At 31.7% G+C, this 12,102-nt stretch carries 14 protein-coding genes; 3 read left to right on the top strand and 11 right to left on the bottom strand.

The genetic code is table 11. The features are described from left to right. Window positions 1-6: 6 nt before the first annotated feature. From ccsB to LQ679_RS01015, 6 genes are all read right to left on the bottom strand, one after another. Complete coding sequence (gene ccsB / locus LQ679_RS00990) at window positions 7-1,224, bottom strand: c-type cytochrome biogenesis protein CcsB (RefSeq protein WP_239761946.1); 1,218 nt, start codon at window positions 1,222-1,224, stop codon at window positions 7-9. Then, window positions 1,217-2,860 (bottom strand): cytochrome c biogenesis protein ResB, encoded by a 1,644-nt coding sequence (resB, locus tag LQ679_RS00995; protein ID WP_126477484.1) that lies wholly within the window; start codon window positions 2,858-2,860, stop codon window positions 1,217-1,219. The genes ccsB and resB overlap by 8 nt, the downstream gene beginning before the upstream one ends. Window positions 2,861-2,873: 13 nt before the next feature. Then, window positions 2,874-3,410, bottom strand: coding sequence for a thiol-disulfide oxidoreductase ResA (gene resA, locus LQ679_RS01000; protein WP_126477485.1), 537 nt, complete (start codon window positions 3,408-3,410; stop codon window positions 2,874-2,876). Between the two features lie 114 nt (window positions 3,411-3,524). Further along, on the bottom strand, window positions 3,525-4,262 hold the full coding sequence (locus LQ679_RS01005; RefSeq protein ID WP_126477486.1) for a pseudouridine synthase: 738 nt from the start codon (window positions 4,260-4,262) through the stop codon (window positions 3,525-3,527). Continuing rightward, window positions 4,262-4,822 carry an SMC-Scp complex subunit ScpB gene (gene scpB, locus LQ679_RS01010; protein ID WP_037588190.1) on the bottom strand — a complete coding sequence of 187 codons (561 nt, stop codon included), beginning with the start codon at window positions 4,820-4,822 and terminating at the stop codon, window positions 4,262-4,264. The genes LQ679_RS01005 and scpB overlap by 1 nt, the downstream gene beginning before the upstream one ends. Then, on the bottom strand, window positions 4,809-5,543 hold the full coding sequence (locus tag LQ679_RS01015) for a segregation and condensation protein A (RefSeq protein WP_126477487.1): 735 nt from the start codon (window positions 5,541-5,543) through the stop codon (window positions 4,809-4,811). The genes scpB and LQ679_RS01015 overlap by 14 nt, the downstream gene beginning before the upstream one ends. Window positions 5,544-5,640: 97 nt before the next feature. On the opposite strand from LQ679_RS01015, the gene LQ679_RS01020 reads away from it, so the two are divergent. After that, window positions 5,641-6,144, top strand: coding sequence for a DUF309 domain-containing protein (locus LQ679_RS01020; RefSeq protein ID WP_037588194.1), 504 nt, complete (start codon window positions 5,641-5,643; stop codon window positions 6,142-6,144). An 86-nt stretch (window positions 6,145-6,230) separates the two neighbouring features. On the opposite strand, the gene xerD is transcribed toward LQ679_RS01020, so the two are convergent. The 3 genes from xerD to LQ679_RS01035 all read right to left on the bottom strand — a co-directional run bounded on the left by xerD (window position 6,231) and on the right by LQ679_RS01035 (window position 8,320). Next, on the bottom strand, window positions 6,231-7,145 hold the full coding sequence (gene xerD, locus LQ679_RS01025; protein ID WP_037588196.1) for a site-specific tyrosine recombinase XerD: 915 nt from the start codon (window positions 7,143-7,145) through the stop codon (window positions 6,231-6,233). A gap of 91 nt (window positions 7,146-7,236) precedes the next feature. Next, window positions 7,237-7,677 (bottom strand): ferric iron uptake transcriptional regulator, encoded by a 441-nt coding sequence (gene fur, locus LQ679_RS01030; RefSeq protein ID WP_025907044.1) that lies wholly within the window; start codon window positions 7,675-7,677, stop codon window positions 7,237-7,239. A gap of 100 nt (window positions 7,678-7,777) precedes the next feature. Continuing rightward, window positions 7,778-8,320: an NUDIX hydrolase gene (locus LQ679_RS01035; protein ID WP_037588197.1), complete on the bottom strand. Its 543-nt coding sequence runs from the start codon at window positions 8,318-8,320 to the stop codon at window positions 7,778-7,780. Window positions 8,321-8,397: 77 nt separating this feature from the next. On the opposite strand from LQ679_RS01035, the gene LQ679_RS01040 reads away from it, so the two are divergent. After that, window positions 8,398-9,309, top strand: a complete 912-nt coding sequence (locus LQ679_RS01040) for an aldo/keto reductase (protein WP_239761947.1) — start codon at window positions 8,398-8,400, stop codon at window positions 9,307-9,309. Between the two features lie 42 nt (window positions 9,310-9,351). On the opposite strand, the gene LQ679_RS01045 is transcribed toward LQ679_RS01040, so the two are convergent. Continuing rightward, the gene (locus LQ679_RS01045) at window positions 9,352-10,107 is read right to left on the bottom strand and encodes an SDR family NAD(P)-dependent oxidoreductase (RefSeq protein WP_204170178.1); all 756 of its coding nucleotides are present in this window, start codon (window positions 10,105-10,107) and stop codon (window positions 9,352-9,354) included. A gap of 139 nt (window positions 10,108-10,246) precedes the next feature. Here LQ679_RS01045 and proC point away from each other — a divergent pair, with 139 nt between their 5' ends. Then, the gene (gene proC, locus LQ679_RS01050) at window positions 10,247-11,062 is read left to right on the top strand and encodes a pyrroline-5-carboxylate reductase (RefSeq protein WP_025907039.1); all 816 of its coding nucleotides are present in this window, start codon (window positions 10,247-10,249) and stop codon (window positions 11,060-11,062) included. A 58-nt stretch (window positions 11,063-11,120) separates the two neighbouring features. Here proC and rnz read toward each other — a convergent pair whose 3' ends face one another. Further along, entirely contained in the window at window positions 11,121-12,038 is a 918-nt protein-coding gene (gene rnz / locus LQ679_RS01055; RefSeq protein WP_126477490.1) for a ribonuclease Z, read from the bottom strand. Window positions 12,039-12,102: the final 64 nt, after the last annotated feature.

The following is a 12,102-nucleotide window of genomic DNA, read 5'->3' on the forward strand; positions in this document are numbered from 1 at the left end:
CATTTTTTAAGCATAAGAATGTAAACCAGCTACTATTAAGTTAACGGCAATAACATTAAATAGAATGATTGCAAGGCCACCAACAGCTAACCATGCTGATTTTCTGCCTTCCCAACCTTTACCTAATCTTAAATGTAAGAATATCGCATAATATAAGAATGTTATAAGCGCCCAAACTTCTTTAGGATCCCAGCCCCAATATCTACTCCAAGCCATTTGTGCCCAGATACTCGCGAATAATATACCGCCAAGTGCAAATAATGGGAAACCAATGATTACTGAACGATATCCTATTTCATCCATCAAGGATAGATTGACTTTTTTCGTATGTGGTTTGATAAGACTAAATAAAGTCTTGCCTTTCAAAATCAATCTTAGTATACCATATAAGACTGTACCAACTACAATTGACCAAACGACTGTGTTTAGTTTTTGAGCATTGATAACAGCAGGTAATTCAATCTTGCTCCATTTTAAGATATCAGTTCTTTCTTTTGGTTCATAATCGCTACCAGAAACATGATCTACAAGTAAACTATCTTGTTGTGTCACAAATGCTGGAAGATGATAATGTTGAACAGAGTTATTATCGTTTTTGTCGATAAAGAAATAAGTGTCATCATAACCAACGATATCTTTCATAATGATCGTTGTTAATATAAATCCAATGACAATAACAATGAAATACATAATGACTTCTACAAAGAAACTATGTATCGATTTTTCCTCTGGACTAACAGCTGCGAATAAATAAATTAATCCTGCTATACAGCTGATTGATAAAATACCATATGAAATCGTTACGGTTATAACGTGAATTGCTAACCAACTAGATTGTAACGCAGGAATTAAAGGCGAAACATCTCTAGAGAACATACTTGCATATGCAATTAACAACATCGCAATTGGTAATACGAATAACGCTAAAATTGGTGTCTTATAAATAGAGTAAATAACAAGGAAGCCACCTACCATCATAATGCCGAACATTGTTAAGAATTCATACATATTACTTACTGGTGCATGTCCCGCAGCAATCCATCTTGTAATAAAGTATAGAATTTGTAATACAAAACCGATGACAGTTAATGTCACCCCTACTTTTTCTGCTCTTTTCTTAGGTGAACGGATTGAGAATGAATATGGGACAATCGCAACTAAGTACAAAATAAAAGCAGAATATAAACTGATATTACTAATATTTAAAAACATATCTTTATCCATTGTTTGCCTCCTTACTTTCGTGAATGTCTTGTTTAGTATCTTCAATATGTGAAATGTGATGTTTATCTAAGACTTGGTTAATCTCTTTTGAGAAACCATAATAATTCTTATTTGTATGTGCAGCGATATTAAACTCACCGTTATCTGTATTAATCCAAATACGTCTATGGTTAATATATGATCCGACTGCTAAACCTAATAAGAAAATAACGAAACCTGTAAATAATATTGGAAGTGTTAAATCTTTCTTCACTGCCAACACTGTTGCCCATTGATTTGTTGCATTGGCAAATTTCACATCGTATTTATTATCTTTAGATATATCTTGTGATTCTTTAATTCTTAAGAAACTAAATTCTGATTGTTTGCCCTTATCAGTTACTTCAAACACAAAAGCTGGATTATTTGGATTTGGTGATTTAGTTGCAAGTACACCATTTTCTATTTTTTCGTAATCTGGTGCATAACTTCTTAACTTAACTGTTAAATCATCTGTAATTTTATAAGTCTTTTTAGGACTTTCCAAATTGACTGTAAATGGTTTCCCGAGTGCTTTACCGTCTTTTGTTTTTAAGTTAAATGTCATATCTTTTAACAACGAGTTGTCGAAGCTACTTTGGTAAAATTGTAAGTGATCATATTTCAATGGATGATTGACTTTAATTGAACCAGAAGCGACTTCTTTTAAATTAGCATCTGAACCAATTACTTCTTCTTGACTGTTTTTATACAAAGTAGCTTTTGTTTCGTAGTTCTTAGCAATTTTGTTTAAACTTGGGTCAATTGATTCAGGGTTTGTATTAGATTGAGATTTTTGATCATATTCTTCATATATAAAGTCGTTATTTTTTATATAATAGCCTCTATCTGTACCTGGTACTGGTTTCGTTTCTCCTTCTTTCACATAGACCATATCATCTAAGTAAAAGCCTGGTAAGAATCTTAACATTGCCCCAAATAATAAAATGATTAAACCAGTATGGTTGATATAAGGACCGTATCTTGATAAACGTCCTTTTTCAAGTAAGATATGACTCCCATCTTGTTTAACTTTATATCTTTTTTCTTTAAAAGATTGACTTATTTCATCTAGATTAACTTGATCTTCTGAATGCAAGTTTAATCTTTGACGTTTATAGAATGAACTGTGCTTTTTCGTTCTTTGATTTTTCAAAGATTTATGTAAAGGTATCCCTCTATCAATACTTGATGTAATAATAGAGAACGCTACTAAACCTAACAGAATTAAGAACCACCATGAACTATATAAATTGTGGAATCCAAGTTTATAATATAGTAAGCCTAGTGAACCATAATGTTCATAATAATATTGTTCTGGATTCACATTCATTGGAATAAAATATTCTTGCGGGAATATTGTTCCAATTGAAGCTGCAATAACCGTTAATACGAGTAAAGTAACACCTGTTTTGATTGAAGCGAAGAAATTCCATATGCGATCTAAGATTGTTCTGTTTTTTGTTTTCGAACGTATCGCTTGCCCATCGTAACGCATAACGTCGGTTGTCTTTTTCTTATCATAGTCGTCATTTATTAAGCGACCACAGTTTAAGCATAATTGAGTTCCTTCTGGGTTCTTATGCCCGCACTCACAAACAATTTGCTTGTTGCTCACTTTAAATCCCCCTCTATTTCACTTTGACCTTTTCCATTTCTTCTATGATTTGCTTTTTAGAAAGTTCACCAGTATGCTTTGTTTTTATTTTACCATCTTTATCAACCGTTATCGTAGTTGGTAATGGATTGATACCGTATGCATCTGTTACTAAATTATCGTTATCCATCGCAACTGTGAATGTTGGTGTTTCTTTTAATGAACTTAAATATTGTTTGATTTGTTGAGGATTATTTCTGACATGTATCGCAACGACTTCAACACCTTTGTCTTTGTAGTTTTGATATTGTCTTTCTAACTCAGGCATTTCGCGTTTACATGGTTCACACCAAGTCCCCCAAAAGTTAATTAAAATACCTTTCCCACGTAAATCTTTTAAATTAACTTTTTTCCCATCAACTGTTTGGAGTTCAAAAAGTGGCGCATCATCTCCAACTTGCGCTACTTTATCCTTATCTTTCGTAAGACTGGACCATACTGTAAATACAATTGCAATTAAAATCACTGCAGTTATAACAATTTGGAGTACAGTCTTCTGTTTTTTCTTCATTTAAAATCCTCCCTAACACAATAAAAAAACCATACATATGCAATGTTATGGTGTTTTGTCTAGTATATCATGACTAAAAAGCAGATTAGTGGCATTATTGTGAACGTTTACAGATTATTTACCATCTTGTGCTAAATGTCTTAAAACTTTGATTTCATGAGGTGATAACGTTCTGCCTTGTCCAGCATTTAAGCCTTTTAAATTAAGTGGCCCATATTCTACTCTCGTAAGTTTAACAACTTCATGTCCAAAATGACTAAACATTCTTCTAACTTGTCTATTTCTACCTTCCGTAATCGTAATTTCCACATGCGTTACATTACGCTCTCTATCTTGACTTTTTACTTTTACAATTGCAGGTTGTGTCAATCCATCTTCTAGCTGTATACCTTTTTCTAATTGTTTAACTTCTTCTCTTAGTAAATAGCCTTTTAATTTTGCTACATATTTCTTTTGAATTTTATAACGAGGATGTGTCATTAAGTTTGTAAACTCACCATCATTCGTTAAAATTAATAAACCTGATGTATCATAATCTAATCTACCAACTGGGAAAATTCTCGTCTTAATATCTTTAAAATAATCCGTTACAACCGCTCTTCCTTTATCGTCAGATACACTTGTAATTACTTTTGTTGGTTTATGAAATAAAATATATAGTTTATCCGGCATTTCTAATGGAATACCTTCTACTTCGATATAATCAGAATCTTTCACTTTAGTGCCAAGTTCAGTTACTTGTTTATTATTAACGTATACAAGCCCTTCTTCGATTAATTTTTCTGCTTTTCTACGTGACGTATAGCCACTTTTCGCAATAACTTTTTGTAATCTCTCTAATTCTTCACTCATTATGATTGCTCCTCATTGTTTTGTTTTTCGTTCATGCTACTAAAAAACAAATCCATTTCTTCTTGTTCATTTTCTTCATTTGTTGATTTCGGTAATTCGTCTAAAGAAGTCAGTCCAAATACATTTAGAAAGTAATCTGTCGTATACAATAATTGGCTTCTAGATTGATCGTTATGTTTTGATTCAACGACACCTTTCGCAATTAAAGTCTTAACAGAAGCGTCTGAATTTACACCACGAATCACTTCTATATCACTTCTCGTAACAGGTTGATTATATGCAATAATAGATAATGTTTCTAACGCAGCTTGTGATAATTTTGTATTCATATTATCTATCATTAATTTTTCAAGATATTGATGCATAATTGGCTTTGCTGTAAGAATGCATTTATTACCGTAAAAAATAATTTGTAATGTTTCGCGATCATATTCATTTGCTAAATCTTTTAATTGTGATGGCGTTAATTCTAATAACTCACATAACTGATTAACTTCAATGCCTTCATCACCTAATGAATATAATAATCCTTCTAATAATCCTAATTTACTCACTGACATAATTCACGCCTCGATTTATAGTTATTTCTCCAAATTGATATTGTTGAAATACATCAATTTGTCTTAATTTCATCATTTCCAATATTGCCAAGAACAACGTTACTAATACATTTGTAGATAAATCAGATGGCAATGTCTCGAAAAATTTATAACTCTTATGTTGGGCAAGTTGTGCTTGTATTGAAGCAGTTGCCATTTCAATCGTATAACTATCTTCGTTAACGGTAACATTCTGTGGTTTATTAAATCTCTGTCTACGTTTAGTACGTTGGTATGCAATAATTAAATCCGTCATATCTAAATCTAAAGGTGCACGTTTGTCATGAACGGCTTCAAATTTGGATAAATCTGCTGGCTTTTTGATGAATATTTGCTCTCTGTCTTGTTTTTTATGATTTAATAATTCAGCATATTCTTTATAATTTTGGTATTCGATTAATTGTCTAACTAAATCGTCCCTTGGATCATCTTCAAATTCATCAATATCTGATGGTTGTGTAGGTAGTAATAATTTGCTTTTGATCATCAATAACTCTGATGCCATCACTAAATATTCACTCGCTACATTTATTTCTAATATTTTCATTTGATGTATATAACTTAAGTATTGCTCGGTTAGTTCCTTCATTGGAATATCATAAATATCAATTTCGTATTTTTGTATTAAATGAAGTAATAAATCCAAAGGTCCTTCAAAGGCATCAAGTTTTACTTCATACATTTAAAACTTCCTCATTTCTATTCCTTTTACGTGCATAAATCTAAAAATTATTATACCATGATTACGTATAAATATTCTATGCTGAGAGGGATTTTAAATGGAAACACAAATAATGTCATTTCACTATCATTTCCATGTCTTAAGACATTATTTTGAATGTCACGATATATTAGAAGATCATTGGAAAGATCAAACTCAATTTAGTAAGCATGATGCAATTGTAAGTTTAATATTGTTCTCAACAGCATGTTACCACTATAGACGTGATAATACCAAAGGCGCTCTAAAAACTTATAAAAAAGCATTACAAATTGCAGAATTAAATGATGACTTTAGCCATTTAGGTATTGAAAAAGCATCGTTTCAATCTTTAATTCGTTCACAAATCATGCGCATTGAGCAAGGTCATCCATATGAAAATATCCAACTCCCTTTAACAGATGCAAGCTATCGTGCTTTAGAAAGTACATTTGATGACTTTGAATTTAACTATAATACAGATGTATCAGATTATATTAAACATCATCATCTACTAAGAGATCGTACTGAAGTGATAGAAAGTCGTATTTCAGCATATAAACAACGTCACGCTAGACAATAAATAACCAATAAATAAGACCCCAAGCGACAGCAAAAGTTAATAAAATTGCTAAAGTGACATATTTTTTTGATTCATTTTGTTGTTGTTTATTGTTCTTCATTTTTCTTCTCCTTTTTGGCTCTAGGGTGATACGTTAAATACATCTCACGTATTTGTTTTTTAGAGATGTGTGTGTAAAGTTGTGTTGTAGAAATGTCGGAATGTCCGAGCATTTCTTGCACTGCCCTCAAGTCTGCACCATTTTCAAGCAAATGCGTCGCAAAAGAATGCCTTAAAGTATGAGGTGTTAAAGTTTTCGTTATCCCTTTTTCTAAGCCGATTTTTTTTAATATTTTCCAAAATCCTTGTCGCGTTAAAGCTGTACCACGTGCATTTAAGAATAATATATCTGTAACATGTTTCTTCAATAAATTTGGACGAACTTCCTGGATGTAGTTTCTTAATATGCCCATTAAATGTTCACCAAGTGGTACGATTCGTTCTTTATTTCCTTTACCAAACACTCTAATAAATCCCATCGTCAAATTGACGTCTTCTACATTTAATTGAATCAATTCACTTACACGAACGCCCGTGCCATATAAAAGTTCAAGCATCGTACGGTCTCGTTCATCTCTAGGATTTGTAATATGTGTAAATGTTAAGAGTTGATTCACTTCATCTTCACTCAATACATCTGGAAGCTTTTGTTCGTATTTAGGTGTTTCAATCAATATTGTTGGATCTTTAACGGCGTACTTTTCTCTAATCGCAAATTGATGAAAGCTCCTAATTGTCGCTGCCAGTCTCGCAATTGTCTTAGCTGATTTACCTTCTTGTTTAAGATGTGCAAAATATTTTTGTATCACAATACGATCAATGTTGTCTATATGACTAATTTTATGTTCAGTTATGTATTGGTTATATTGCTTTAAATCTCTTTGGTACGATTGGATTGTATTTTGACTCAAACCTTTTTCTAATCTTATAAAATCTATAAACTCATTTATGATTTGTTCCATGAATTCACCTCATTGTTGTCATTATTTTACCATAAAAAAAGACATCACTAAAATCAGTATAAAACTTCATTTAGTAACGTCCAGTATAGATTTATTCTTCGTGACATCTATGACAAATACCATGAAAAGTTAATCGATGGTCTAAAATTTTAAAGTTAAATTCTTTTTCAACACGACGTTCTACGTCTTCTAATAAATCTTCTTCGATTTCATCAACTGCGCCACATTCCATGCATACCATATGGTGGTGAAAATGTTTTGCCCCTTCTTTTCTTAAATCGAATCTAGCAACACCATCGCCAAAGTTAATTTTGTCGACTACTTTTAATTCAGCTAATAGTTCTAACGTACGATAGACAGTTGCGAGACCAATCTCAGGTGCCTTATCTTTAACTTTTAGGTAAACGTCCTCTGCACTTAAATGATCGGCTTCATTCTCAAGTAATACTCTAACTGTCGCTTCTCTTTGCGGAGTTAGTTTGTAGGAAGCTTTGTGTAATTGTTCTTTCACACGTTGTATACGTTCTTCCAACTTGACACCTTCTTTCTAAAAAATAATCATTATCAATTAGTAATGTATTCGTATACTAAAATACCAATAATCTTCTCAAAAAGCAAGAAAAAATATCTTTTTATTTAGAATGATTATAATTTAATAATAAGTATTGGAAGGCTATCATTGTTTTTGCATCTTCAATTTTATGTTCTGATAATAATGACTGTATTTGATCAATTGGAATTTTAGTTAAATTCAAGAACTCATCCTCGTCTAAATTTACTTTTCCTTCTTTTAAATCTTTCGCGATATAAATACTTACTTTCTCGCTACAGAACCCTGGACATCCATATACTTCACCTATGAGTTCGAGTTTATCTGCAACGTATCCTGTTTCTTCTTCTAATTCTCTAAGTGCAGCCGATTCACGTTCCTCCCCTATTTCTAATTTACCAGCAGGAATTTCGATTAATGTCTTTTCCATTGCTTTTCTATATTGTTCCACTACTAATACTTCATTTTCTGGCGTTATTGCTAATACGGATACTGCACCATTATGTAATACGACTTCGCGTTCACTCGTTTGCCCGTCTGGAAGTGTAACTTGATGTTTTTCTAGCTTAATAATACGGCCATCATATATCGTTTCTTTCGAAATCGTTTCTTCAGTTAGTTTCATTATAAGTGTGCCTCTTTTCATTAAAATAATTTATCTGGTAAACTTAATATATAAAGTGTAGCGAAAGGAGCTTCAATATGCAAAAGAATACATTGAAAAGTGGCATTGAAATTTCAGAAGTCGGATTAGGTTGTATGAGTTTAGGAACAGATATTAACCATGCAGAAACAATTGTTGATGAAGCAATCAAACAAGATATCACATATTTTGATACTGCTGATTTATATGATTACGGTGAGAATGAAAAAATCGTAGGAAAACTTTTGAAAAAATATCAAGATCAACAAGATATTGTCATTGGATCAAAAGTTGGTAATCATTTTGATAAAGAGAAACAAGAACACTTTTGGGACCCTTCTAAAGAACACATTATGAAAAGCATTAAAGAAACTTTACAAAGATTGGATTTAGAACAATTAGATTTATATATGTTACATGGCGGTACGATTGAAGATAACAAAGATGAAACAATAGAAGCATTCGAAAGATTAAAAGAACAAGGTCTTATAAAAGCATATGGTATTTCGTCAATTAGACCTAATGTTATCGATTATTATTTGAAAAACAGTAACATTGAAACAATTATGATGCAGTTTAGTATTTTAGATAATCGCCCTGAAAGTCTTTTAGAAAAGATTAACGAGCATGGTGTTAAAATATTAGCAAGAGGTCCAGTTTCTAAAGGTTTATTAACTCATAAATCAAACGAAGTACTAGATCGTAAATTTAAAGATGGCTTACTAGAATACAATTATAATGATTTATCGGATACTATTTCTCAACTGAATAAAGAATATGATGATTTATCAAGTGTTACATTCAGTTATTTGAAATCATTTGACGCACTTGGCTCTATTATTACAGGTGCAAGTTCACCAGAGCAATTGAAAGAAAGTATTCAGAGTTATAATGGAACATTATCAGAAGCTCAAATTAAGCACGCTCGTTCAATCGTTAAAAATATTGAATACACAAATCACTTACAATAAAAGAAAAGAGTCTGGGAGAAGATTAAATTTCCCAGACTCTATTTATATCTTTTTACTCAAAAAACTTTGCTTAAATAATTTTTCAAATGTACGAGGTGCTAATTGATAAAACCTCAATCCTAAATCCATCCATTTCGGTTCGTTTATTTCTATTTTTCTTTTAATCATACTTTTAACAATTTGTTCACTCAAATCTTCAACATTAAGTTGTATTTGAGATGTAAGCTTTTCAAAGTGGCCAGAAGGGTCTGCTTTAGCATGAAATTGTGATTTGAAAGGTCCTGGATTGACATTAAGTACATGTAAATCTTCGCGTTCAAGTCTTAAAGCATTTGTGAAACTACTCAAAGCTGCTTTTGACGCTGCATAATGGCTACCATATGGTGTTGTCACTTTAGAAGAAATCGATGAAATATTAACGATTGATGCCCCTCTTTTTAAATAAGGTAATATACGGTTCAATAGTATTATTAAATTCACGAGATTCGTATGATAAATATCCTTTATTTCATCACTTGAATGTGCCTCATTAGATTTAAAGTAACCTAACCCAGCATTATTAATAATTCCGTCATACGTATTGTTCTGTGCAAGATTAAATTGTTCGACTTGCGCGGTGTCATTCATATCTAATATAAAGACTTCTTTAATATTTTTATATGTCGTCATTAAATGATTGGCTTTATCCACATTTCTAACAATTATTGAAACGTAAGCACCATGATTATTCAATGATTGTATCAAGCTCTCCCCTAGTGAACCTGTGGCACCAGTTAATAAATAATGTTTACCGATCATTTAACTCATCCTTTATTCATTGTTATGTATAATGTATCATAACACTTCAAAAAAACTAAATACGATACAAGCAATTTTGACATAAGATTATATTTCTTTATAATTAAAATGAATTCATATGGAAGTGAGTGATTTTATTATGAAAATTGTGTTTTATGGATCTGGTAATATGGCAAACGCGATATTCACTGGAATTGTTAACAGTAAGTCGATTGAACCTGAAAATATTTATTTAACAAATAAGTCGAACCAAGAAGCATTGGAAAGTTATCATGAAGCTTTAGGCGTTAGCTATAGTTATGATGATGAAGAATTGTTAAAAGATGCAGATTATGTATTCTTAAGTACAAAACCTTATGATTTCTTAAAATTAGCTGAACGCATTAAACCTTTCATAACGAGTGATAATAAATTCATTTCAATTATGGCTGGTTTACCGATTAGTTATATTAGAGATAATTTACAAGTTGATAATCCAATTGCTAGAATTATGCCGAATACGAATGCGCACGTTGGGCATTCAGTAACGGGTATTAGTTTCTCTACAAACTTCGATCCTAATTCTAAACAAGAAGTATTAACGCTTATTGAAGCTTTCGGTACAGCGTTAGAAGTTAAAGAAGATCACTTACATCAAGTGACAGCTATTACTGGTAGTGGACCTGCATTCTTATATCACGTATTTGAACAATATGTAAATGCTGGTACTAAATTAGGCATCGAGCAATCTCAAGTTGAAGAGTCTATTAAAGAGTTGATTATTGGTACTGGTAAAATGATTGAACGTTCTGATTTAAAAATGGATCAATTACGAAAAAATATTACGTCTAAAGGTGGTACAACGCAAGCTGGTTTAAATGCGTTAAGCAACCATGACATTGAAGCTATTTTCTTAGATTGTTTAAACGCAGCTGTTAAGAGAAGTATCGAACTTGCAGAAGCGGATGAAGATTAATTGAATAAGTTACAAAAAAACATCTCATCTTAAAATACATATAAGATGAGATGTTTTTTTATATTTGAAATTGGTCATAATCTTTTACAAATTTAAAGTCATGAGTTACAGCTGAACGCAATGTGGCTTCAACTGTTTGAATATCTTCTAATTCATATCGATTAGATAAATGTGTGAATAGACCTTTTTTTACATTAACATCAGTCATTAATTGAAAGACATCTTCAATATGACTATGATAATAAGAATTGGCTAATTTTTTATCGCCTTCGATATACGTTGTTTCATGAACAATAACGTCTGCATCTTGAGCAAGGATATGTTCATTTTGACATGGCATCGTATCACCAAAGATTGTAATCACTTTCCCCTTTTTCTTAGGACCTTTGAAATCTTTAGATTGATAAGTTTGATTTTCATATTCAAAAGTTTCGTTTGCTTTTACTTCTTGATATTTTGGTCCAGGCTCTATTCCGATTGCTTTAAGTTTTTCAACATCAAGCTTCCCTTCAATATCAGGTGCTGTGATGCGATAACCGACAGATAATATACCATGTTTTAAAGGTAAAGCTTTAATATGAAAGCCATCAATATTAAGTTCGGTTTCCGTGTTGAATTCATTTACAGTTATCGGATAATTTAAATTTGATTGAGAAATTTCTAATGCCGTTTGTATAAACTTTGCTATACCTTTAGGGCCAATGATTGTTAAAGGTTTATCTTTACCACCTTGGAAGGAACGACTTGTTAATAATCCAGGTAATCCAAATATATGGTCACCATGTAAGTGCGTAATAAATATATGACTTATTTTGCCAAGTTTAATGCCAGTATGTAATATTCGATGTTGAGTTGCTTCACCAACATCAAATAACCATAGTTGATTGACGTGAGGTAGGCAATTAAAGGCAATTGATTGTGTATTTCTTTCTTTAGTCGGTAATCCGGCACTTGTGCCTAAAAATGTGAGTTCCATCGTCTTCCTCCTTACGATATTATTATAACATGTATCATACAATGATTTATAAAAATACATAAAA

This window comes from Mammaliicoccus sp. I-M35, assembly GCF_022386455.1.
Taxonomy (GTDB): Bacteria; Bacillota; Bacilli; order Staphylococcales; family Staphylococcaceae; genus Mammaliicoccus; species Mammaliicoccus sciuri_A.

Excerpts from the sequence above, each read along its gene's own strand:
- ccsB (WP_239761946.1), bottom strand. The coding sequence starts at position 1,224 with ATGGATAAAGATATGTTTTTAAATATTAGTAATATCAGTTTATATTCT.
- resA (WP_126477485.1), bottom strand. The coding sequence starts at position 3,410 with ATGAAGAAAAAACAGAAGACTGTACTCCAAATTGTTATAACTGCAGTG.
- LQ679_RS01005 (WP_126477486.1), bottom strand. The coding sequence starts at position 4,262 with ATGAGTGAAGAATTAGAGAGATTACAAAAAGTTATTGCGAAAAGTGGC.
- scpB (WP_037588190.1), bottom strand. The coding sequence starts at position 4,822 with ATGTCAGTGAGTAAATTAGGATTATTAGAAGGATTATTATATTCATTA.
- LQ679_RS01015 (WP_126477487.1), bottom strand. The coding sequence starts at position 5,543 with ATGTATGAAGTAAAACTTGATGCCTTTGAAGGACCTTTGGATTTATTA.
- LQ679_RS01020 (WP_037588194.1), top strand. The coding sequence starts at position 5,641 with ATGGAAACACAAATAATGTCATTTCACTATCATTTCCATGTCTTAAGA.
- xerD (WP_037588196.1), bottom strand. The coding sequence starts at position 7,145 with ATGGAACAAATCATAAATGAGTTTATAGATTTTATAAGATTAGAAAAA.
- LQ679_RS01035 (WP_037588197.1), bottom strand. The coding sequence starts at position 8,320 with ATGAAACTAACTGAAGAAACGATTTCGAAAGAAACGATATATGATGGC.
- LQ679_RS01040 (WP_239761947.1), top strand. The coding sequence starts at position 8,398 with ATGCAAAAGAATACATTGAAAAGTGGCATTGAAATTTCAGAAGTCGGA.
- LQ679_RS01045 (WP_204170178.1), bottom strand. The coding sequence starts at position 10,107 with ATGATCGGTAAACATTATTTATTAACTGGTGCCACAGGTTCACTAGGG.
- proC (WP_025907039.1), top strand. The coding sequence starts at position 10,247 with ATGAAAATTGTGTTTTATGGATCTGGTAATATGGCAAACGCGATATTC.
- rnz (WP_126477490.1), bottom strand. The coding sequence starts at position 12,038 with ATGGAACTCACATTTTTAGGCACAAGTGCCGGATTACCGACTAAAGAA.